A 20,599-nucleotide genomic window follows, 5' to 3' on the forward strand; every position below is an offset into this window, starting at 1 on the left:
GCCGTCAGGGCACCTTGGGCACCGCGCGCACCCAGATCCCGTCGTCCGTCAGGTACTCGTCGACCGCGAGGCCCGCCGCGTCCAGGTGCGCCTCGAACCGCTCCTTGGTCATCGGGCGCGACAGGAAGGTCTGCGTCCACGTCGCGTCGTCGAACCGGACCTCGACGTGCACGGAACGCACGCCGTCCCCGACCGGCTCGGACGACACGACCCGCACGGTGTAGCCCGCCGGGTGCCGCCGCTCCCTCGGGAGGCCGTCGTGCCGCCCCTCGTCCTCGCGCTGGATCAGCACCTGGCCGCCGTCCCTGACGTACCGCCGGCAGGTCCGCAGCAGGCCGTCCCGCACCTTCTCGTCGGCGATGTGCACCAGGAACGACGCCAGCAGCACCACGTCGAACTTCTCGTCGCCGAGGTCCAGTCCCTCGATGGTGCTGCGCACCGTGCGCGCCCCGCTGATCCGCTCCAGCATCTCGGGCGACTCGTCGACGGCCGTCACGGCGAAGCCCCGCTCGACCAGCGGATGCGTCACCCGCCCCGCGCCGCTGCCCAGTTCGAGGATCGAGGAACCGGCGGGCACCGCGCCCTGGACGACGTCCGGCTCGTCGTTCGCCACCATCCGCGCCCACAGTTCGACGGCACAGCCGTCCGGAGCAATGGCCCCGGGTCCCGTTCCCTTGTGTCCCGTACGCATCTGTCCGCTCATGCCCCACTCAACGCCGGGCTCCGGACACCGGTTCCCGCAGTGAGGTCAACTCCCGCTTCCCGCCTGCCGTTTCACCACTCGAACCAGCCGTTCCCGCCGTACCAGTGGCGTCCCGCGAGCAGGTGGTCGGCGATCGCCCGCTCCACCGCGGTGCGCCTGGACAGTTCGGCGGGCGCGAGGTCGCGGTCGCCGAAGACGAAGTGCACGGGCTCGGTGTCGGCGGGCTCGCCCTGCGGGTACCCGGAGCGGAACCGGTCCTGGAACGACAGGATGTTGGAGCCTTCGGGGAGGTAGGTGCGCAGCTGCGGATCGAGCAGCCAGGAACTGCACACCGCGACGCGGTACGTCTCCTCGGGGAAGTACCGCGCGAAGAACTCCCGCGCGAGCTCCAGCGAACGGCCGCACTCGGCGGGCGAGAGCGGCCCGCTGAAGTCGGGTATGTGCAGCTCCAGGCAGGGGTCGCCGGGCCCGAGCCCCGTCCCCGCGTCGGCGACCGCCCGGCCCATGCGCCCGCCGAGCCTGGCCCGCTGGAACTGCAGCCGCCCCAACTGGTAGAGCTCGCCCCGGAAGTGGAGCCTGGGCCAGTCCGCCGCGATCAGCCCGCCCGTGCCGTGCTTCCTGCGGTGCACCGCCATGTTGCGCCCGAGGTCCGCGAGGGTGCGCCGGGAGATCCCGTCCGGGATGTCGCGCTCCTGGTGGTAGGCGCGGGCGTACGGCAGGGCGGCGGCGTACAGGAACACCGGCAGGCAGCGACCGAAGGGCTCGGGCCACTCCCCCAGCTCGGGCCCCGACCCCTTCTCGGACACTTCCCCCACGTCCCGCACCAGCTCCCGCACGGCGCCTTCCAGGGTCCGTACGAGGGCGGGGTCGCGCAGCAGCGCGGGTCTCAGGGCGAGCAGTTCGTTGACGTCCTCGTGCGGGACCGCGAGGTCCAGCAGCGCTTCCGGCAGTTCCGCCATGCGCAGTGCGTCCAGCATGACCCCACTCGTATCACGTTCGCATCGGGTGAGGAACGGGCGGGGGACGGACGGGAACGAGCGGGGGGGGACGGACGGGGGACGAGTGAGGGAGAGGTGAGGGACGGGCCCGTCGAACGGGTATCCCTTCAGTAGGAGATGGTTCGCCATGCGTACGGGAAGTGAACCGGTGACCGCGCGCAGTGCCCTGCGCCTGCGGTTGTGGCTGAGCGTGTGGGGCCTGGCGTGGAGCGTGTGCGGCGTCGTGGTCTTCGCCCTGGCCGGGGGCACGGGATGGGCACTGGCGTGCGGGGCGCTGGCGCTACTGGTCGCGACGGACCTGCTGCTGGTCGTGCGGCACATCCGACAGGGCCCGCACTACCAGCCGCGCCGGGACGTGCCCCCGTACGAACCCCCGGACGGGCGCCCGCCCCAAAGGCCCGGCTGACGGCACGCCCCTCGGCCGGCCGCGCCACGCCCACCGCCCGAAGCGCGCCGCTCAAGGTCCACCGCGCCAAGCGCGCCGCCCGCCGCCAGCCGCTCACCGATCACCGCTCCGGGGACGCGGCTCACTGCTCGAAGCGCGCCGCCGCCAGGTACTCCGGCTTCGGGTCGAGCGCCGCCGCCAGCCGGAAGTGGCGCTTCGCCTGCTCCGGCTGACCGCGCCGCTCGAAGGTGCGGGCCAGCGCGAAGTGCGCGAAGGCGTTGTCCGGCTCGCGCTCCAGGACCAGCTCGAACTCCAGCTCGGCCGGGCGCAGTTGCGCCGAGGCGAAGAAGGCGCGGGCGCGCAGCAGCCGGGCCGCGGTGTTCTCCGGGTGCGCGGCGATGACCGAGTCGAGCAGTTTGACCGCGCCCTGCGGGTCGCGGGCGTCCAGCAGCCGCTCGGCCGCCCGGTAGTCGATGACGTGCGTTTCCGGCGTGTACTCGGGCACGGTCCCGTCCCTTCCTGTCGTTCAGCTCTGCTGGCCGAGCCGCGCGCGCAGCTCCTCCCAGACCTTGCGGACCTGTGGTTCGAGCGCTTCGAGCGGTCCGTCGTTGTCGATCACCAGATCGGCCACGGCGAGCCGCTGCGCCCGGTCGGCCTGCGCCGCCATCCGCGCCCGCGCCTCGTCCGGCTCCATGCCCCTGAGCCGGACGAGCCGGTCCAGCTGGGTCTCGGGGGACGCGTCCACGACGAGCACCAGGTCGTAGAGCGGCGCGAGGCCGTTCTCGGTGAGCAGCGGCACGTCCTGGACCACCACGGAGCCTTCGCCCGCCGCCGCCTCCAGTTCGGCTGAGCGGTCCCTGACCAGCGGGTGCACGATCCCGTTGAGCACCGCCAGGCGCTCGGGGTCGGCGAAGACGATCGAACCCAGCCGGGGCCGGTCGAGCGTCCCCTCCGGGGTGAGCACGTCCTCCCCGAACGCGGCCACCACGGCCGCGAGCCCGGGAGTACCCGGCTCGACGACCTCACGCGCGATCTTGTCGGCGTCGATGAGCACCGCGCCGTACGAGGCGAGGAGCCGTGACACTTCGCTCTTGCCGGCACCGATTCCGCCGGTCAGACCCACTCTCAGCATGAGCGGAAGCTTAGGGCCTGTCCGGCGGAGCACCACTGGCCCCTAGGCATCTCCCTCGCGTTCGGCGAGGAACCGTTCGAACTCGCGGCCCAGTTCGTCGGCGGAGGGCAGGTCGACCGGTTCCGCGACGAGGTTGCCGCGGCTCTCGGCTCCCGCCATCGCGTCGTACTGGTGTTCAAGTCCCTGGACCAGGGCGACCAGTTCCTCGTCGCCCTCGCCGATCTGGCGCTCGATCTCCGTCTGGGTGCGGTGCGCGGCGCTGCGCAGGCTGTGCGCGACGGTCGGCAGGACCAGGCCGGTCGCCGCGGTGATCGCCTCCAGGGCGGTCAGGGCGGCGTCGGGGTAGGCGGAGCGGGCGACGTAGTGCGGGACGTGCGTGGCGACGCCCAGCACGTCGTGACCGGCCTCCATGAGGCGGTACTCCACGAGCGATTCGGCGCTGCCCGGCACCTGGGCCTCGTCGAAGGGGCTCTTGTGGCCCGGCATCAGGTCGGTGCGGTTGCCGTGCGGGGTGAGGCCCACGGGGCGGGTGTGCGGCACGCCCATGGGGATGCCGTGGAAGTTGACGGCCAGGCGCACTCCGAGCCGCTCCACGATCTGTCGTACGGCCGCGGCGAACCTCTCCCACTCCACGTCCGGCTCGGGTCCCGAGAGGAGCAGGAACGGCGCGCCCGTGGCGTCCTGGACGAGGCGCACGTCGATCGTCGGGGTCTCGTACCCCGCCCAGCGGTCGCGCCGGAACGTCAGCAGGGGGCGGCGCGCGCGGTAGTCCACGAGCCGGTCGTGGTCGAACCTGGCGACCACCTGGTGGGGCAGCGCGTCCAGCAGGCCGCCGACGATCTGCTCGCCGGTTTCGCCCGCGTCGATGTATCCGTCGAAGTGGTAGAGCATGACCAGGCCGGCGGACTCCTGCGCGAGCGCCATGTCGACGACCGCGAGCCCCTTCGGCTCCCATTCGTACAAACCCTGCGGATCAAGCACGATTACCGCTCCTCCTCGTGTTCACAGGGAAGAACGCGCAGTTGGGGGCCGGGCATTCCCGCTCGCGCCGGTCACTCGCGGCTGAAGCACCGCCGTCACACCGCGGCAACACGGGGCGCTGCCGCGGACAACAGGTAAGGCCCGCTCCCCAGGGGGAGCGGGCCTTACCCGACTACGTACTACTACTGGCTAACGCCGGTCAGAGCTTCAGCTCTGGCCGCCCGCCAGCTTCTCGCGCAGGGCAGCCAGGGCCTCGTCCGACGCCAGGGCGCCGGAGTTGTCCGCGGACTCCGAGGAGTACGAGCCACCGCCCGTGGCGGCAGCCGGGGCGCCGGCGGCCGGGGCGGCAGCACCCTCGGCAGCGGCGGCCTCGTCGGCCTCGCGGGACTTGATGACCTGAGCCTGGTGCTGCTCGAAGCGCTGCTGCGCCTCGGCGTACTGGGTCTCCCAGGCCTCGCGCTGGGTCTCGTAGCCCTCGAGCCAGTCGTTGGTCTCGGGGTCGAAGCCCTCGGGGTAGATGTAGTTGCCCTGGTCGTCGTAGGACGCGGCCATGCCGTACAGGGTCGGGTCGAACTCGACCGAGGCCGGGTCGGCACCGAAGGACTCGTTGGCCTGCTTCAGCGAGAGGCTGATGCGACGGCGCTCGAGGTCGATGTCGATGACCTTGACGAAGATCTCGTCGTTGACCTGGACGACCTGCTCCGGGATCTCCACGTGGCGCTCGGCCAGCTCGGAGATGTGGACCAGACCCTCGATGCCCTCGTCCACGCGGACGAACGCACCGAACGGAACGAGCTTCGTGACCTTACCCGGGACGACCTGACCGATCTGGTGCGTACGGGCGAACTGCTGCCACGGGTCTTCCTGCGTCGCCTTGAGCGACAGGGAGACGCGCTCGCGGTCCATGTCGACGTCGAGGACCTCGACGGTGACTTCCTGGCCGACCTCGACAACCTCGGAGGGGTGGTCGATGTGCTTCCAGGAGAGCTCGGAGACGTGCACGAGACCGTCGACGCCACCCAGGTCCACGAAGGCACCGAAGTTGACGATCGAGGACACGACGCCGGAGCGGACCTGACCCTTCTGGAGGGTCGTGAGGAAGGTCTGGCGGACCTCGGACTGGGTCTGCTCCAGCCAGGCACGGCGGGACAGGACCACGTTGTTGCGGTTCTTGTCCAGCTCGATGATCTTCGCCTCGAGCTCCTTGCCCACGTAGGGCTGGAGGTCGCGGACGCGGCGCATCTCGACGAGGGACGCCGGCAGGAAGCCACGGAGGCCGATGTCGAGGATGAGACCACCCTTGACGACCTCGATGACGGTGCCGGTGACGATGCCGTCCTCTTCCTTGATCTTCTCGATGGTGCCCCAGGCACGCTCGTACTGAGCGCGCTTCTTCGAGAGGATCAGGCGGCCTTCCTTGTCCTCCTTCTGGAGAACCAGGGCCTCGATCTCGTCGCCGACCTTGACGACCTCGTTCGGGTCGACGTCGTGCTTGATCGAGAGCTCGCGGCTCGGGATGACACCTTCGGTCTTGTAACCGATGTCGAGGAGAACCTCGTCCCGGTCAACCTTGACGATCACGCCATCGACGATGTCACCGTCGTTGAAGTACTTGATCGTCTCGTCGATTGCGGCGAGGAAAGCTTCCTCGTCACCGATGTCGTTGACCGCAACCTGCGGAGTGGTGGCGGTGGTCTCGGTGCTGCTCGTCATGTGGGAAAGGGCTCCGGCGGACATTGAAGTCGTAGGTACTGCCGCGCCATGAACCCGTTATCGCCTCTGAGAAACCGGACAGCCTGGGAAGCGCCTACCCGGGCGGTGTTCTGCAACACTGCCGGTGGCGCCTCGACAACCGAGGGGACATACACAGATGCGAGCGCGTCCTGCTACGTCTGAGGCGCGCAGGCTCGCAGCGCAACCTTTAGCATACGGGGGCAGCCGGACAGGGTCAATGCGCGAAGGTGCACACCGGGGGCGGAACGCCCCATACCCGGCACAACTCGTGTTCTACGAGGCCACGATGGACCCGGAAGCGCTCCGCGGGCACGCCCCGGACGGCCCTCGAAAAATCCGCGGACGGCCCGCCGGCAGCCCCCGAAGAACCCGCGGACACCCCGGGAGGACCCCGACCGCCCCGCGGAACCGCGGCTTCCCGCAAACTACAACGATGGGCACGATGAGCCAAGACATCAATGGGGCCGAAGACGCGGCAGGGACCCTGGCGGGCGCCGACGCGGACACGGAGGCCACGCGGCGCGACGCGGGCGACGCGGAGAGCAGCCGGGCCAGCAGGGGCTGGTGGGACAGCAACGCGGACGAGTACCAGAGCGAGCACGGCGCCTTCCTCGGGGACGACCGCTTCGTCTGGGGCCCCGAGGGCCTCGACGAGGCGGACGCGGGACTCCTGGGCGAGGTGGCGGGGCTCGACGTGCTGGAGATCGGCGCGGGCGCCGCGCAGTGCTCCCGCTGGCTGGCCGCGCGGGGCGCCAGGCCGGTGGCGCTGGACCTCTCGCACCGCCAGCTGCAGCACGCCCTGCGGATCGGCGAGGGCGACGTGCCGCTCGTGGAGGCCGACGCGGGCGCCCTGCCCTTCGCCGACGGCTCCTTCGACCTGGCGTGCTCGGCGTACGGCGCGGTGCCGTTCGTCGCCGATCCGGTGCGGGTGTTCCGCGAGGTGCGCCGCGTGCTGCGGCCCGGCGGGCGCTGGGTCTTCTCGGTCACCCACCCCATCCGCTGGGCGTTCCCGGACGAGCCGGGCCCCGAGGGGCTGAGCGTGGCCGCCTCGTACTTCGACCGCACGCCCTACGTCGAGCAGGACGAGGAGGGCAGGGCCCTGTACGTGGAGCACCACAGGACGGTCGGCGACCGGGTGCGGGACGTGGTCGCGGGCGGCTTCCGGCTGGTGGACCTGGTCGAGCCGGAGTGGCCCGCGTGGAACAGCCAGGAGTGGGGCGGCTGGTCCCCGTTGCGCGGGAACCTGATCCCGGGGACGGCGATCTTCGTCTGCGTACGGGACTGATCCGACCGTACGGGACTGGGACGGGACCGAGAACTGTGCCGCGTACGGGAGTGAAGCCATGACCACGATCCGTGCCGAGGGGCTGGCCCTGCCGGTGCGCGCCGCCCTGCCCGCGCTCCGGGACGCCCTGGAGGGGCACGGGGCGGCGGTGCTGTGCGCGCCGCCTGGGACCGGCAAGACGACCCTGGTGCCGTTGGCGCTGGCCGAGTCCGGGGCTCGGGTGCTGGTCGCCGAGCCCCGCAGGATCGCGGCGCGCGCCGCGGCGCGGCGCATGGCGTGGCTGCTCGGCGAGCGGGTCGGCGGGCGCGTCGGGTACACCGTGCGCGGCGAGCGCGTGGTGTCCGGCGGGACGGTCGTCGAGGTGGTCACCACGGGTGTGCTGCTCCAGCGCCTCCAGCGGGACCAGGAACTGTCCGGCGTCGACGTGGTGGTCATCGACGAGTGCCACGAACGGCACCTGGACGCGGACACGGCCGCCGCGTTCCTGCTGGACGTACGGGCGGCCCTGCGGCCCGAGCTGAAGCTGATCGCCGCGTCGGCCACGACGGACGCGGCGGGCTGGGCGCGACTGCTGGGCGGTGCGCCCGTGGTGGAGACCGGGGGAATCGCCCATCCGGTGCGGACCGTGTGGGCGCCGCCGTCCGCGACCGTACGGCCGCCGCACGGGATGCGGGTCGATCCGGCGCTGCTGTCGCACGTCGCGTCCGTGGTGCGGCGGGCGCTGCGCGAGCAGGACGGGGACGTGCTGTGCTTCCTGCCGGGCGTGGGGGAGATCGCGCGCGTGGCCGGGCAGTTGGGCGTGCCGGACGTGGACGTGCTCCAGGTGCACGGGCGGGCTCCGGCGGCCGTGCAGGACGCGGTGCTCAGTGCGGGCGAGCGGCGGCGGGTGGTGCTGGCGACTTCGGTGGCCGAGTCCTCGCTGACGGTGCCGGGGGTGCGGGTGGTCGTGGACTCGGGGCTCGCCAGGGAGCCGCGCGTGGACCATGCCCGGGGGCTGAGCGCCCTGACGACCGTACGGGCTTCGCGGGCCGCCGGGCGGCAGCGGGCGGGGCGGGCCGGGCGCGAGGCGCCGGGCACGGTCTACCGCTGCTGGGACGAGGCCGAGGACGGGCGGCTGCCCGCGTTCCCCTCGCCGGAGATCTCGGTGGCCGACCTGACGGCGTTCGCGCTCCAGGCGGCCTGCTGGGGCGATGCGTCGGCGGCTTCGCTGGCGCTGCTGGACGCGCCTCCCGCGGGCGCCATGGCGGCGGCGCGCGAGGTGCTGGCGGCGATCGGCGCGGTGGACGGCGAGGGGCGGGCCACGGAGCGCGGCGGCAGGCTGTCGCGCCTCGGCGTGCACCCGAGGCTGGCGCGGGCGCTGCTGGACGGCGCCCCCGAGGTGGGGGCGCGGCGGGCCGCCGAGGTGGTGGCGCTGTTGAGCGAGGAGCCGCCGCGGGAGTACGGGGACGACCTCGCGGGTGCCTGGCGGGCGGCGCGCAGGGGCGCCGACGCGTACGGGGCTCGGTGGAAGGCGGAGGCGCGGCGGCTGGAGCGGGGGCTGCCCGAGGGGGCAGGCCGGACGGGCGGGCCGGGCGCGGCGCCGGACGACCACGCGGCGGGCCTGGTGGCCGCGCTGGCGTTCCCCGAACGGGTGGCACGCGCGCGTGGCGAGGGCTCCTTCCTGATGGCGTCGGGGACGGGCGCCGGGCTCGGGGACGGGTCGCGGCTGCGCAGTGCGCCGTGGCTGGCGGTGGCCGTCGCGGACCGGCCCGCGCACTCCGCGTCGGCGCGGGTGCGGCTCGCCGCGGTGCTGGACGAGGAGACGGCGCGGCTGGCGGCCGGGCACCTGTACGCCGCCGGGGACGAGGTCCGCTGGGAGGGCGGTGACGTCGTCGCGCGGTCCGTGGAGCGGCTGGGCGCGGTGGAGCTGGCGGCGCGCCCGCTGCGGGACGCCGACCCCGGTCTCGTACGCGACGCCCTGCTGGACGGGCTGCGGGGCTCGGGGCTTGCGCTGCTGCGGTGGTCCGGGGACGCGCGGGCGCTGCGCGAGCGGCTGGCCTTCCTGCACCGCGAGGTGGGCGGGCCCTGGCCCGACGTGTCGGACGGTGCCCTGCTGGAGCGTGCCGACGAGTGGCTGGAGCCCGAGCTGTCGCGGGCGCGGCGCGCGGCCGACCTGGGGCGGATCGACGCGGGCCAGGCGCTGAACCGGCTGCTGCCGTGGGCGAGCGGGGACGCGGCACGGCTGGACGAGCTGGCGCCGGAGCGGATCGAGGTGCCGAGCGGTTCGCGGATCCGGGTGGAGTACGGCGGTGGACAGCCGATCCTCGCGGTGAAGCTCCAGGAGATGTTCGGTCTCGCCGAGACGCCCAGGGTGGCGGGGGTCCCGGTGCTGGTGCACCTGCTGTCGCCGGCCGGGCGGCCCGCCGCCGTGACGGCGGACCTGGCGTCGTTCTGGCGGGACGGGTACCGCGCCGTACGGGCGGAGCTGCGGGGCCGCTACCCGAAGCATCCGTGGCCGGAGGACCCTTCGACGGTGGCGGCGACGCGGTTCACCAACGCGCGGCGGGGCCGGGGCTGAGGGGGTGCTGCCCGGCGGGGCCCAGGACCGGGATCCGCAGGCACAGGACGCCCGCCGCCGTACGGATCCCGACGGTGTCCTCCCCGACCGGGACGACGCCGAGGACCGGGGAGCGCAGGGGGATGCGGTACGGCTCCGCGTTCAGGTCGTCCATCGCGGCGAGGACCAGGCTGTGGTCGTGGAGGAGCGCCAGGAGGGCCGGGCGCCGTCCTGAGGTCATGAGCCAGAGCCAGGCGACGTGCTGGCCGCCCGGCGTGTGCCAGGTGAGGGTGCGGTCGGGTTCGTCGATCCAGTGGACGGCGATCTGCCCGTCGGCGGACTCGTAGCCCGCGACGGGGCCGTCCGGCCAGGTGCCGAGCGCGCAGACGGGGCGGAAGTCGTACCAGTACCGGTCGCGCTGGTGGTGGGGCAGGCGCAGCGTGCGGCGCTCCTTGCCGTCGGGGAGCCGGAACACCCGGAAGGTGTGCCGCGAGTACTGGCCGACGCCGAGCAGGGGGTGCGGGCCGTCCTGTACGACGTGCAGGACCCTCTCGTGCGCGTAGCAGAACGGCATGCGCCAGCCGCCGACCTTGGCGCCGGTCTCCGCGTGCCACACGTGGGCGGCGCGTTCGCTGAGCGCCGCGACGAGCGGGGCGCCCTCGTGGGTGCCGGCCCTGGCGAGGACGGTCAGCGAGTCCAGGGGGTAGCGGCGCAGCTTCACCTCCCGCGCCCGTCCTCCCTCTTCGATCCGTCGGATGCTGCCCTTGCGCAGGGACTGGGTGAACGGGATGTACTCCCAGTCGAAGACCAGGAGCGGCTGGTCGACGCGGCCCTCGACCAGCTTTCCGTACACGCCCCGGTGGGTGCGCTTCCTGCCCGTGCCGACGGTGTAGGTGTCCGGATACACCTGGAGGGGCTTTTTGATCACGAGCACCTCGTGGCCCGCCACCCGCCCGGCCGTCATGGCCAGGTCGCCGCTGGACGCCATCCCGGTGCCGGGTTCCCGGCGGGCCGGACGGTCCCGGCCGTCGAGCCGGACCGTCCACGCCGCGAGCGGTTCGCCGCCCGTGGTCGCCGAGACGAGCTCCGCCAGGCCGTCGTGCGCGCGGGCCAGGGCCAGTCTGCCGGTGCCCTCCTCGCGCGCGGCGACGTCGACGCGGTGCGGTGCGTCGCCGCCCCAGTGCGCCACCAGGCCGCGGCGGTCGGTGAGGACCAGGACCGGGGCGCCTCCTTCGGCTGTCGCGAACCCTGCCGGGTCCTCCAGGACGTCGAGCCGCCATTCGAAGAGCGGGCGGCCGTCCGGCGGGGCGGCCTCCTGGACGCCGGGAGGCCTGGAATCGCCGACGGTGACCGCGTCCGTCGCCCCCGCCGTGGCCCGGAGCGCGCAGACCGACGGGTCCGTCAGCCGGGAGGTGCCGAACCGCACGGCGCTCCAGCCGTGCCGCGGATCCAGGGTCCAGCGGGCGACGGCCGCGCGCTGGCGGTCCTGACGGTCGTGCCCCACGGCGGCGACGACGACCAGCATCCCGTCGTCCACGCAGCAGTCCAGCGCCTGGACCTTGCCCGGCGTCCCGGCGAGGTCCGTGAGTTCGGCGCGCACCTCCCCCGACCGCAGGTCCACCACCTCGACCGTCGCGTCCGGAGCCAGGACCACCGCGACGGGGGTGCCCCCCGCTTCGGTCAGTGCCGCGTGGACCGCTTCGGTGGTGAACCCCGGCCCCTGCGGGGTACCCGTCGTCACGTCCCAGAGGGTCAGGTGTTCCACCCCGCCGCGGCGGGCCCCGTGACCGCTCCGCACCAGCAGACGGGGCGGATCGGACACCGGGCAGGCGGCCAGCCCACACACCCGGCCCTCGGGCAGGCCGGTGATCTCGCGCACCAGGTGCCCGGTGTCGAAGTCCCACAGCAGGACCCTGTTCCCCTCCTCCGCCGTCGCGATCAGCGTCCGCTCCTCGCGGTGCAGTACGGCGACGTGTTTGACCGCCCGGTCGAAGGTGCCGAGCGCGCGGTACGGATCGGTGGGCCGTACGTCGGCCCAGCGCACGTCCCACGGCAGTGCGGGGACCGCTTCGCCCAACCGTCGGGCCAGTTCGTCGGCTCCCGCGGGGAACGCGGCGAGGCGCAGGCGTGCGGCGCGCTCGGGGAGGGGGATCTCCGGGCGCAGGTCGGGGGCGCAGCGCTGCCACGCGGCCGCGGTGGCCGCCACGTCCTCGTCGAACGGGCCGCCCTCGGCCAGGGCCGCCGAGAGCGCGGCGGGTTCGGCGTGGAGCAGGAAGTGCGGGTCCCCCAGCAGTTCGGCCAGCAGTCCGGCGGCGGCCGCGTGCGTCGCCACGTGGGCGTGTACGTAGGGATCGGCGGCGGCCCAGTCGCGGACGCCGGTGCCGGGGTCGAGGGGCACGGTGGCGACCAGTGCGCGGGCCAGCCGCTCGGGCAGCCCCTCGTCGGCCTCCGCGCGCAGTTCCGCGGTGAGGGACTCGTGGTAGAGGCGGTAGACGGAGACCGGCTCGCCCGCGCGGTTGTCGACGGTGGACTCGACGATGTGCGCGCCCGCCTCGGCGAGCAGCCACTCCAGGTCCTCCGGCCGCACGTCGTGTTCCAGCACCGCCGTCGCCATCGCCTGCCAGACGCCGCCGCTGGGCAGTCCCGCTCCCTCGGCGAAGGCGAGCGGGGTGAGGAGGGCGCGGCCGAAGTCGGTGCGCGCGCCGAGCCGTTGGCGCAGCGCCCAGCGGAAGGCGTCCGCCACCGGAGTGCGCGTGCCGGATTCGCCGGGCAGGGGGCTCGGGGTCCCCCGGCCCCTGTCGCGCCCCAGTTCCCTGGCGACCAGGCGGGCCGCGAGGAAGTTGTCGCCCGCCCAGTCGGCCACGTGCCGCGCGAGCGCCTCGGCGTCGGGGCCGTACAGGCCCGTCGAGCCCTCGCCGTCGGGCGCGTGCAGCAGCTTCAGGGCGTAGCGGCGGATGTCGTCGGGGCCGAGCCAGCGGGGGTCGTCGAGGTCGATGCGGGTGAAGTCGGGGCCGAGCGCGGCGTCCACGGAGCGGCGGGCGCCGACCAGGAGCCGTACGCGGGGGACCCGGGCCAGTTCCCGGAGGAACGTGGTCGCGACGAGCCGGGGTTCCTCGGCGCCGCCGACCGCGCCCGCCTCGTCGAGCGCGTCCACGACGAGGCTGAACGGCTCGGTGCGCTCGCGGAGCGCGGCGAGGAGGCGGGGGACGTCCGCGCCCGGGTGCCCCGCGGCATCGGCGACGGCGGCCACGATCTCGTCGAGCCGCAGGTGCCGCGCGTGGACGTGGGCGTCGACGGGGCACAGGGGCAGCCGTACGGCGGGGTCGATGTCGTCGAGCGCGGTCCGCAGGGCCGGGTCGGCGAGCAGGACGAGGCGGCCGAGCAGCGCGGACTTGCCGACGCCGCCGCCTCCGGTGACCAGGACGGCGCTGCCGGGTCCCGCCGGGTCGCCGTCGAGCCAGGCGGCCAGTTCGCCGATGGCGCTCGTGCGGCCGGTGAAGTAGGAGGCGCGGCCCGGGAGCGCGTCGCTGCCCCGGCCGCGCGGGCCGAAGTGACTGTCGAGTTCGCGCTGCTGGCGGGGGTCGCGCCGGGCGCGGGCCGCGCGCGCCGGGGCGCTGATCCACGTGCGCTGTTCGGCCAGGTCGAGTTCGCCCGGGTGGAGGTCGGGGTCGTAGCGCGGGTTGGGGACGAACGGGAAGCCGTCGCCCGCGAGCATGGCGAGGGTGGCGCGCTGGCGGGTGCCGCGCCGGTCGAGGAGTTGGTTGACCCGGTCGACGATCGCTTCGAGGTACAGCTTGGGCTGTTGGTTGCCGCCGAGCAGCAGCCCGTCGACGGCCTCGCGCAGGGCCGCGGCGAACGCGCCGTCCGCGGCCAGTTCCTGGGGGCGGGTGGCGGCGATGACGGAGAAGGCGTCGAGCCGCTGTTCGTCCAGGGAGCGGCGGCTGATCAGGTCGTCGGCCAGCGAGCGCAGCGCGTCGACGGCGCCCTGGCCCGCGTAGCAGGTGTCGATGAGCAGGAGGATGCGGCTGAAGCCGTTCTCGACGAGGATCTCCACGACCCGTTCGGATTCGACGGCGGAGCTGCGCAGTTGGCCGGGGACGCTGTCGCGGCACATCAGGAAGTGGCCCTTGGCGTCGCGGTCGCCGTGGCCGCTGACGTAGACGGCGACGACGTCGTCCGTGCGGTCCTCCAGGGACGCCCAGTGGGCGAGTCCGCGTCTGAGCTGTTCGGCCGTGGGGTCCAGGAGGCGGTGCGACGCGGCGTAGCCGATGCGGCCGAAGACGTCCGCGACGGTCGACAGGTCGGCGTCGACGCCGGGGAGTTCGGGGAGTTCGTCCTCGTGGTCGTAGCGGGCCGTGCCGCTGACGACGAGGACCCTGCGGACGGCTTCGGGTGCGGTCATCGCCGCAGTCCCGCCGCGATCGCCGCGCCCGTCTCGGGGGCGGTGAGGTGCCGGACGAGGTCGTGGGTCGCCCAGCCGTTGTCGAGGAGCACGTCGCGTACGTACGGCTCCGTGCCGCGCCCCGCTCCGAAGCGCGGCGCGAGTTCCTTGGCGAGCGCCACCATGTCGCCCCGGGCGCAGAGGTTGGTCCAGGAGCGCACGCCGCCGGGCCAGGCGCCCCGACCGGACGCGGGGTCGGGGGCGGGCCGCAGCCTGTCGAAGACCACGGTGGGCGCGCCGAGCGGCGAGCCGAGCGTGACCAGGGTCCGCACCGGCCACCGGGGGTGGGCGCACAGCGCCTCGTACGCGACGACGCTGCCCAGCGAGTGGCCGACGAGCACCCGGGTGTCGGGGCCGACGACCGCGGCGACCTCCTGCTGGACGCGGGCGCGGACGGCGTCGTCGGTGAGGTACCCCACGACCTGTTTGAGCACGCCGATCAGGAACCGGTCGGTGAACCTGGCGGGCAGCAGCCCGCCGAGCACGTACAGCGCGCGCTGCACGGTGACGGGGGTGATCGCCTTGGTGCCGGGGGCGGGGCCCGGCGGTTCGACGCGGGCCGGGTCCGTGCGGTGGGCCTCGGCCCACATCGCGTACAGCAGTTCCCGCTCCGGGCCTTCGGCGACGTCGCGGTAGGTCCAGGCCCGTTCGCCCTTGGCCGGGGCGCCGGGCGGCCTGAACCAGTGCCCGTAGTGCGCGATCAGGACGTCGGCCGGGTCCGGCGGGGCTCCGCCCGCGTGGACGATGCCGTCGATCAGCGGGGCCGCGAGGGTGTCGTGCTGGGTCCGCGCGCCCAGGTACTGCTTGCCGATTCCGTGGACGACCACGATCGCCGCCATCGCGCGCTCCCCCCGCCGGGCCGTTGCACTCGGTGGGATCGTACAACTGGCCCGGCCCGCTCAGGAGTTGGCCGCGAGCTCCGGTTGCGGCTCGGCCGCGGGGCTCCGGGGGCGGCGGGAGCGGGCCTCCAGCCAGAGGGAGAGCGCGATGAGCAGGGCGGCGAGCACGCCGAAGCCCCGTGGGAGGTGGCTGGTCAGCAGGAGGACCAGGGTGCGCTGGGACTTGACCAGGTCGACGGTGTGCGCGATGTAGTCCTCGCGCATCTTCACGTGCCCGGCGAAGGCGGTGACGGTGTCCTCGGACAGGCCCATCTTCCTCGCGTCGCGCAGCTCGGTGTCGATGATCTCCTCGCCGTTGACGGGGGCTCCGGTGACGGGCTCGACCCAGAACATCCGCTTGGTGGTGTACCAGCGGGTCATGCCGGTCTTGGTGACGGCCTCGGCGCTGATGTCGGGAATGGGCATCTTCCTGGGCATCGGGACCTGCCGCCAGGGGACGGTCTGTTCGAAGTAGTAGACCTCCAGGCCGCGGAACTTCCTGGTGCCCTTGTAGTGGATGGGCGCGGTGATGCGGGCCTGCGCGTCGAAGTATTCGTAGTCGCGCTTCTCGGTGAGGAAGGGCCACTTGAACTCGATGCCCTCGCGCCTGACCGGGGCGCCGTCGACCGACTCCCCCGTGGCGTGGACGGGGGCCTGGCTGTGGGCGTCGAAGATGTAGCGCTCGGGGATCTGGGAGACCATCCGGCCCTTGTCGTCGACGATGTGGGTGAGGGTGTTCCAGACGACGACGTCGCGCCCCGCGCTCTTCTCGATCTCCTCCGACGCCGCGACGTCGCCCTTGAGGGTCTGCACGATGGTGACCTTGGGGACCTTCTTGGCCTTCATGCCCCCGTAGTAGTCGAGGAGGGTCGCGTCCTTCGCTTCGAGGACGACCTCCTGGTACTGGCCGGGCGGGACCTTGGCGAGCCGGGGGAAGGCGTACCAGCGCAGCAGCGGCGCCATGGCGGCGAAGAAGAAGGCGAGGGCGAGGAGTACGAGGCTGGCTCTGCGGCGCATGACCGGCCGTCCCTTCGGTTGTTTCCCCGGGCGTTCCACGGGCCAGGGGGCTGCGGCCGGTTACTTCTTGGGGCCCGGGACGGTCGTCAGCAGGGGTTTGGGCGAGGTTTCGCCGGAGGGTGCCCCGATGGCCGTGACCGTGAGGACGAGGGCGAGGGCTGCGGCCATTCCGACGGCGGCGGCGATGAGGGCGCGCATGCTCGGCCTCCCTGGAACCTGGATCTGATGCTTCGTCAGGTGGGTTGGGGCACCGTAGCAACGGCGGCGCGAGATGAGAACAGGCCGGGCGCGACGGTGGGAACGGGCCGGACGCGGCGGTGGGAACACGCCGAACCGCCCCTGTCCCGGAGGGGGTCAGGGGCGGTTCGAGGTTCTGGTGCTTCCGTGCTCGCTTACGCGCCCGGCGAGGCGGAGGCGGAAGCCGAGGGGGACGGGCTCGACGACGGGCTCGACGACGGGCTGGGCGTGGTCGTCGGGGCGGCCTCGACCTTGAGCTCGATCGTCAGGACCGCGCCGCTCGCCGTGGTGAGCCGCAGGAAGAACGTGCCCGTCTCGCCGTCCGCGTACATCTCCGGCAGCTGGAGCGTGCCGTCCGCGCCGGTCGTCAGGTTCAAGCTGTAGGCCGTCTTGCCCGCGACCTTGAAGGACGGACCCTTGGTGTTGGCCTCGGTCGCGTCGGCGGACGCGACCATCGTCGCGGTCACGGCGGTGTCGCCGACCGCCACGCCCTTGTACGTGGTCCTGACCGTGGCCCGGTTCGCGAACTTCTCGCCCGCCTTGGCCGTCAGCGCGTCCGAGTCGGTACGGGTGAGGGTGTCGGCCACCCGCGCGGTGACCGCCGCGGCGACGTCGACGGCCCGCACGTCACGGCCGAGGACCGTGGCGCGCACGGTGAACTTCCCGGTCGTCTCGCCGGCCTTCAGGACCGGTGCCGTGGCCGTGCCCGAGGCGCCGGTGATGATCGTGGCCAGCCTGACGCCGCCGTTGAAGCGGGCGTCGGTGGCGCCGATGATCTCGAACCGGATGTGGGCGCCGGGCACGACCGCGCCCCGCGAGTTCTCCGCGCGGACCTTCGCCCTGCCGCCGAACTCCTCGCCCGCGGTCGCGGACAGCGTGCCGGAGCCCGCGTCCTCGATGTGGTGCACCCGCAGGGTCGGCGTCGGCTTGGGCGTGGGCCTGGTCGGGTCGGGGTTCGGCTTCGGCGGGTCGGGGGTCGGCTTGGGCGCGGGCTTCGACGGGTGGGGCTTGGGAGTCGGCCTCGGCTTCGGCACGGGGCCGGGGTGCGTCGGCAGGGAGTCGGGCGTCCGGGTGTCGGGGAGCACGCCGGAGCCGTCCGGCACCTCGTGCGTCCCCTTCTTGTAGTACTCGAACCAGTCGAGGACCGTGCGCAGGTACTCCTGCGACTGGTTGTAGCCCAGGATCGCCTTGTCCAGGTCCGCCTGCACGGTCAGGTCGCGGCCGCCCGCGCAGAGGTACTTGCCCGCGGCGAGGGCCGCGTCGTAGATGTTGTTCGGGTCCTTGGCGCCGTCGCCGTTCCCGTCCTGGCCCCAGGTCGCCCAGGTCGAGGGGATGAACTGCATCGGCCCGACGGCACGGTCGTGCGTCGTGTCGCCGTCGTACTGTCCGTTGTCGGTGTCGCTGATGTTCGCGAAGCCGACGCCGTTGAGGACGGGGCCGAGTATCGGGGTCAGCGTGGTGCCGTTGGCGTCGACGGCACCGCCGCGCGCCTGGCCCGACTCGACCTTGCCGATCGCGGCGAGCAGCTGCCACGGCAGGCGGCAGGCGGGGTCCTCCGCCTGGACGGTCAGCTCGGCCTGCTTGTACGCGGCGAGGACCGTGGCCGGCAGGCCCGCCTCGGCCGCGCCCGTGCCGATCGGGGTGTTGGTCACCGTGTTGCCCGGCGGGTTCGGGGTGTGCAGCGGCGGCAGGTCCGTGTAGTACGGGGAGTTTCCGCTGACCGGGGTGTCCGGCGAGGGCGTGGTGTCGGCGGCCGAGTGGCCGTCGTCGGTGGTCTGCTGAGCGAGCGGGGCGCCCGGTGCCTGGGACGCGGTGAGCGCCGCGACGGCGAGCGCTGCCACGGCGGTGGTGGTCGCCCCCCTGCGCAGCCGACGGCCGAATTGCGCTGCCATACCTCTGAACCCTCCCCATCTACGCTCCCCGCACTCCCCAGCGCGAAGACTCAGGCGACATTACGTCAACCGATGGCCCGAGCACAGCGCGCCCAGCCCTATTTTCATGTGTTCATCACCTAACCGTTGCCCAAATCCCGGAATCCAGGAGTCCCGCATACTGAACGGCACCGCACCGGGAGGGGATCGCCACACCATGCCGTTCACGCTCAGCCACGCGGCCGCCGTGCTGCCCGCGATACGCAGGGACGGCACCGCGCGCGGGCCGCTCTGCGTCTCCGCGCTCGTCGCGGGGTCGTTCGCGCCCGACATGACGTACTTCGCCGACTCGATGCTGCCCGGGGCGATGGAGTTCGGTGACGTCACGCACGCGCCTGTGGGGCTCTTCACGGTGGACGTGCTGGTCACGGCGGCCCTGGTGGGTCTCTGGCTGCTGGTGCGCGAGCCGCTGGTGGCGCTGCTGCCCGGCGGGTGGCAGGGGCGGGTGTACGCGGTGGTGCGGGGCGCCAGGTGGCGGGACGTGCCGGTGGGGCCGCTGCTCGCGCGCTTCTACGTCTCGGCGGTGATCGGCGCGCTGACGCACGTCGTGTGGGACGCCTTCACGCACCTCGACCGGTGGGGCACCAGGCTGCTTCCGGTGCTCGACGAGACGGTGGCGGGCTTCCCGCTGTACCTGTTCGCGCAGTACGGGAGCTCGGCGGTGGCCCTGGCGGGGCTGGCGTGGTTCACGGCGTCACTGCTGCGCCGGACGCCGGCGGACCAGGCGAACCCGGCGAACCCGGCGGACCCGGCGGATCCGGCTGACGCGGCGGGGGCCGCGGGCGGCTCGGCGGGGGCGCCGCCTCCCGGGGTGCCCCGGCTGTCGGTCCGTACCCGCCGGCTGTCGATCGGCTTCATCGCGCTGTGCGTACTGCTGGGCGTCGTGCACCGCTGCCTGCGCTGGTACGACTACTGGGGCCGGATCGAGACCCCGCTCGACATCGTTCCCACGGCATGCTTCGGGGCGGGAGCGGGGCTCGCGCAGGGGCTCATCCTGTACGGGTTGGCCATGCGGCAGCGGTACGGAACGGGGTCGGGGTCGAGGTCGGGGTCGGGGCGACAGGTGTCGGCAGCGGGTCCCGGGCCGGACCGTCGGACGGGACGTTCTCGTGCGGGGCGCTCCCGTCGGACCTCTCGCTGATCGAGCCGACCGGGGTGAAGCCCCGCGCCACCGACCTGCCGGTGTTGAGGTTGCGGTGCACGGCGTGGGCGACGCGCTCCACCGTGCGTACGCCGTGGCCCATGGAGGGGTTGCCCTGGCTGAGGACGGCGATCCGGTAGTCCTGGGCCTTCCCGGCCGGGGGCCCGCCCGTCTTGGACCCGCCGGCCCGGGGCCTGCCGGTGAAGGCGCCGACGCTGTGGACGCGCCAGCCGTGCGTGGCGCGCTTGAGCCAGCCGTTCTTGAGGTGGACACCGACGCCCTGCGGCACTCCGGCCGACACGCCCCACGCCTGGCCCGGCACGACCGCGCCCATCAGCCTGAGGCCGTAGGCGCGGTGCGCCTTGTCGAGCACGGGGCTCTTGGACGACGTCAGCGCGGAGAGCAGGCGGAGCTGGTCGCGGGCGGTGGTGCGGGTGAGGCCCCAGTAGCCGCGGTGGCCGAGGGACGTGTCGTGGGCGCGGGTCAGCCGCAGGACCGTGCGCAGGCGGTCGCGGCCCAGGCTCCACCAGAACGCGGACGCCGCGCGGTTGTCGGAGCGGGTGATCATCGCGTGCGCGCGGCGCTTCTCGCGGGCCGTGAGGGGGCGGTGTCCGGTCTGGGCGCGGCGCAGGGCGCCCTGAAGGATCAGCACCTTGGCGATGCTGGCGGCGTCGTAGCGCCGGTCGGCGAGGAGCCCGCAGCGCAGACCGCGGCGGGTGTCGTGCACGGCCACGGAAACGGTGCCCGCGCGGCCCTTGAGCGCCCTCCGGATGTCGCGCGCGAGACGCGCGGCGAGATCGGGGTCCTGCGCGGAGGTGCAGAGGGGTGCGGGGCGGCCCCGGGACACGGCGTGGGCCGGGGCGGTGGCGGTGGCGGTGGCGGTGGCGGTGGCGGTGGCGGTGGCGGTGGCGGTGGCGGTGGCGGTGGCGGTGGCGGTGGGAAGGGTGACCGGGAGGGTGAGGGTGGCGGCGAGGAGGGTGACGGCACAGGTGAGGTGACGCATGCGCCCAGTCTGGGAGCGCGGTCGCCGAGAGGGATGGGGGTGCTGCGCCATCTGGCGGTGCGGACGTGCGGAATACGGGACGTGCGGAATACGGGACGGCGGGCCCCCCCGGGCCGGGGGGGGGCCCCCCCCCCCCCCGGGGGGGGGGCCCCCCCCCCCCCCCCCCGCCGCCCCCCCCCCCCCCCCCGGCCCCCCCG

Annotated in this window: 15 protein-coding genes and 1 pseudogene; 4 read left to right on the forward strand and 12 right to left on the reverse strand. The window is 73.7% G+C overall.

What is annotated here, in order from left to right; all coding sequences use genetic code 11:
- Window positions 1-4 precede the first annotated feature (4 nt).
- Window positions 5-703 carry a class I SAM-dependent methyltransferase gene (locus ACIBNE_RS29140; RefSeq protein WP_399276693.1) on the reverse strand — a complete coding sequence of 233 codons (699 nt, stop codon included), beginning with the start codon at window positions 701-703 and terminating at the stop codon, window positions 5-7.
- Between the two features lie 71 nt (window positions 704-774).
- A complete protein-coding gene (locus ACIBNE_RS29145) occupies window positions 775-1,680 on the reverse strand; it encodes an acyltransferase domain-containing protein (protein WP_399276694.1) in 906 nt (301 codons plus the stop codon).
- Between the two features lie 148 nt (window positions 1,681-1,828).
- Here ACIBNE_RS29145 and ACIBNE_RS29150 point away from each other — a divergent pair, with 148 nt between their 5' ends.
- Window positions 1,829-2,107: a DUF6343 family protein gene (locus tag ACIBNE_RS29150; RefSeq protein ID WP_399276696.1), complete on the forward strand. Its 279-nt coding sequence runs from the start codon at window positions 1,829-1,831 to the stop codon at window positions 2,105-2,107.
- 121 nt (window positions 2,108-2,228) lie between these two features.
- On the opposite strand, the gene ACIBNE_RS29155 is transcribed toward ACIBNE_RS29150, so the two are convergent.
- The 4 genes from ACIBNE_RS29155 to rpsA all read right to left on the reverse strand — a co-directional run bounded on the left by ACIBNE_RS29155 (window position 2,229) and on the right by rpsA (window position 5,912).
- Window positions 2,229-2,591 (reverse strand): tetratricopeptide repeat protein, encoded by a 363-nt coding sequence (locus ACIBNE_RS29155; RefSeq protein ID WP_399276698.1) that lies wholly within the window; start codon window positions 2,589-2,591, stop codon window positions 2,229-2,231.
- Between the two features lie 21 nt (window positions 2,592-2,612).
- On the reverse strand, window positions 2,613-3,218 hold the full coding sequence (gene coaE, locus ACIBNE_RS29160; RefSeq protein WP_399276700.1) for a dephospho-CoA kinase: 606 nt from the start codon (window positions 3,216-3,218) through the stop codon (window positions 2,613-2,615).
- Window positions 3,219-3,260: 42 nt separating this feature from the next.
- A complete protein-coding gene (locus ACIBNE_RS29165; protein WP_399276702.1) occupies window positions 3,261-4,199 on the reverse strand; it encodes a PAC2 family protein in 939 nt (312 codons plus the stop codon).
- Window positions 4,200-4,406: 207 nt separating this feature from the next.
- Complete coding sequence (rpsA, locus tag ACIBNE_RS29170; RefSeq protein ID WP_399276704.1) at window positions 4,407-5,912, reverse strand: 30S ribosomal protein S1; 1,506 nt, start codon at window positions 5,910-5,912, stop codon at window positions 4,407-4,409.
- Window positions 5,913-6,375: 463 nt separating this feature from the next.
- Between rpsA and ACIBNE_RS29175 the strand changes: the two genes are divergently transcribed.
- Together ACIBNE_RS29175 and hrpB are read left to right on the forward strand one after the other, a co-directional pair.
- Window positions 6,376-7,218, forward strand: a complete 843-nt coding sequence (locus ACIBNE_RS29175; RefSeq protein ID WP_399276706.1) for a class I SAM-dependent methyltransferase — start codon at window positions 6,376-6,378, stop codon at window positions 7,216-7,218.
- Window positions 7,219-7,276: 58 nt separating this feature from the next.
- Window positions 7,277-9,775 carry an ATP-dependent helicase HrpB gene (hrpB, locus tag ACIBNE_RS29180; protein ID WP_399276708.1) on the forward strand — a complete coding sequence of 833 codons (2,499 nt, stop codon included), beginning with the start codon at window positions 7,277-7,279 and terminating at the stop codon, window positions 9,773-9,775.
- Here the strand turns inward: hrpB and ACIBNE_RS29185 are convergent.
- The 5 genes from ACIBNE_RS29185 to ACIBNE_RS29205 form a co-directional block, all read right to left on the reverse strand.
- Window positions 9,747-14,156: a caspase family protein gene (locus tag ACIBNE_RS29185; RefSeq protein ID WP_399276710.1), complete on the reverse strand. Its 4,410-nt coding sequence runs from the start codon at window positions 14,154-14,156 to the stop codon at window positions 9,747-9,749. The genes hrpB and ACIBNE_RS29185 overlap by 29 nt on opposite strands.
- On the reverse strand, window positions 14,153-15,034 hold the full coding sequence (locus tag ACIBNE_RS29190) for a hypothetical protein (RefSeq protein ID WP_399276712.1): 882 nt from the start codon (window positions 15,032-15,034) through the stop codon (window positions 14,153-14,155). Before ACIBNE_RS29190 ends, ACIBNE_RS29185 begins: the two co-directional genes overlap by 4 nt.
- 60 nt (window positions 15,035-15,094) lie before the next feature.
- Window positions 15,095-16,090, reverse strand: coding sequence for a DUF3068 domain-containing protein (locus ACIBNE_RS29195; RefSeq protein WP_399276714.1), 996 nt, complete (start codon window positions 16,088-16,090; stop codon window positions 15,095-15,097).
- 60 nt (window positions 16,091-16,150) lie between these two features.
- Window positions 16,151-16,288 (reverse strand): SPW_0924 family protein, encoded by a 138-nt coding sequence (locus ACIBNE_RS29200; RefSeq protein WP_399276716.1) that lies wholly within the window; start codon window positions 16,286-16,288, stop codon window positions 16,151-16,153.
- A gap of 194 nt (window positions 16,289-16,482) precedes the next feature.
- Window positions 16,483-18,219: a lytic transglycosylase domain-containing protein gene (locus ACIBNE_RS29205; protein ID WP_399276718.1), complete on the reverse strand. Its 1,737-nt coding sequence runs from the start codon at window positions 18,217-18,219 to the stop codon at window positions 16,483-16,485.
- A 196-nt stretch (window positions 18,220-18,415) separates the two neighbouring features.
- Here ACIBNE_RS29205 and ACIBNE_RS29210 point away from each other — a divergent pair, with 196 nt between their 5' ends.
- The gene (locus ACIBNE_RS29210; protein WP_399276719.1) at window positions 18,416-19,399 is read left to right on the forward strand and encodes a DUF4184 family protein; all 984 of its coding nucleotides are present in this window, start codon (window positions 18,416-18,418) and stop codon (window positions 19,397-19,399) included.
- 244 nt (window positions 19,400-19,643) lie between these two features.
- Here ACIBNE_RS29210 and ACIBNE_RS29215 read toward each other — a convergent pair.
- Window positions 19,644-20,453: pseudogene (locus tag ACIBNE_RS29215) on the reverse strand (serine hydrolase); the annotation flags it as partial.
- Between the last annotated feature and the right edge of the window lie 146 nt (window positions 20,454-20,599).

Origin of the sequence: Streptomyces sp. NPDC050504, from assembly GCF_044458065.1 — a bacterium.
Taxonomy (GTDB): domain Bacteria; phylum Actinomycetota; class Actinomycetes; order Streptomycetales; family Streptomycetaceae; genus Streptomyces.

Excerpts from the sequence above, each read along its gene's own strand:
- ACIBNE_RS29140 (WP_399276693.1), bottom strand. The coding sequence starts at position 703 with ATGAGCGGACAGATGCGTACGGGACACAAGGGAACGGGACCCGGGGCC.
- ACIBNE_RS29145 (WP_399276694.1), bottom strand. The coding sequence starts at position 1,680 with ATGCTGGACGCACTGCGCATGGCGGAACTGCCGGAAGCGCTGCTGGAC.
- ACIBNE_RS29150 (WP_399276696.1), top strand. The coding sequence starts at position 1,829 with ATGCGTACGGGAAGTGAACCGGTGACCGCGCGCAGTGCCCTGCGCCTG.
- coaE (WP_399276700.1), bottom strand. The coding sequence starts at position 3,218 with ATGCTGAGAGTGGGTCTGACCGGCGGAATCGGTGCCGGCAAGAGCGAA.
- rpsA (WP_399276704.1), bottom strand. The coding sequence starts at position 5,912 with ATGACGAGCAGCACCGAGACCACCGCCACCACTCCGCAGGTTGCGGTC.
- ACIBNE_RS29175 (WP_399276706.1), top strand. The coding sequence starts at position 6,376 with ATGAGCCAAGACATCAATGGGGCCGAAGACGCGGCAGGGACCCTGGCG.
- hrpB (WP_399276708.1), top strand. The coding sequence starts at position 7,277 with ATGACCACGATCCGTGCCGAGGGGCTGGCCCTGCCGGTGCGCGCCGCC.
- ACIBNE_RS29185 (WP_399276710.1), bottom strand. The coding sequence starts at position 14,156 with ATGACCGCACCCGAAGCCGTCCGCAGGGTCCTCGTCGTCAGCGGCACG.
- ACIBNE_RS29190 (WP_399276712.1), bottom strand. The coding sequence starts at position 15,034 with ATGGCGGCGATCGTGGTCGTCCACGGAATCGGCAAGCAGTACCTGGGC.
- ACIBNE_RS29195 (WP_399276714.1), bottom strand. The coding sequence starts at position 16,090 with ATGCGCCGCAGAGCCAGCCTCGTACTCCTCGCCCTCGCCTTCTTCTTC.
- ACIBNE_RS29200 (WP_399276716.1), bottom strand. The coding sequence starts at position 16,288 with ATGCGCGCCCTCATCGCCGCCGCCGTCGGAATGGCCGCAGCCCTCGCC.
- ACIBNE_RS29205 (WP_399276718.1), bottom strand. The coding sequence starts at position 18,219 with ATGGCAGCGCAATTCGGCCGTCGGCTGCGCAGGGGGGCGACCACCACC.
- ACIBNE_RS29210 (WP_399276719.1), top strand. The coding sequence starts at position 18,416 with ATGCCGTTCACGCTCAGCCACGCGGCCGCCGTGCTGCCCGCGATACGC.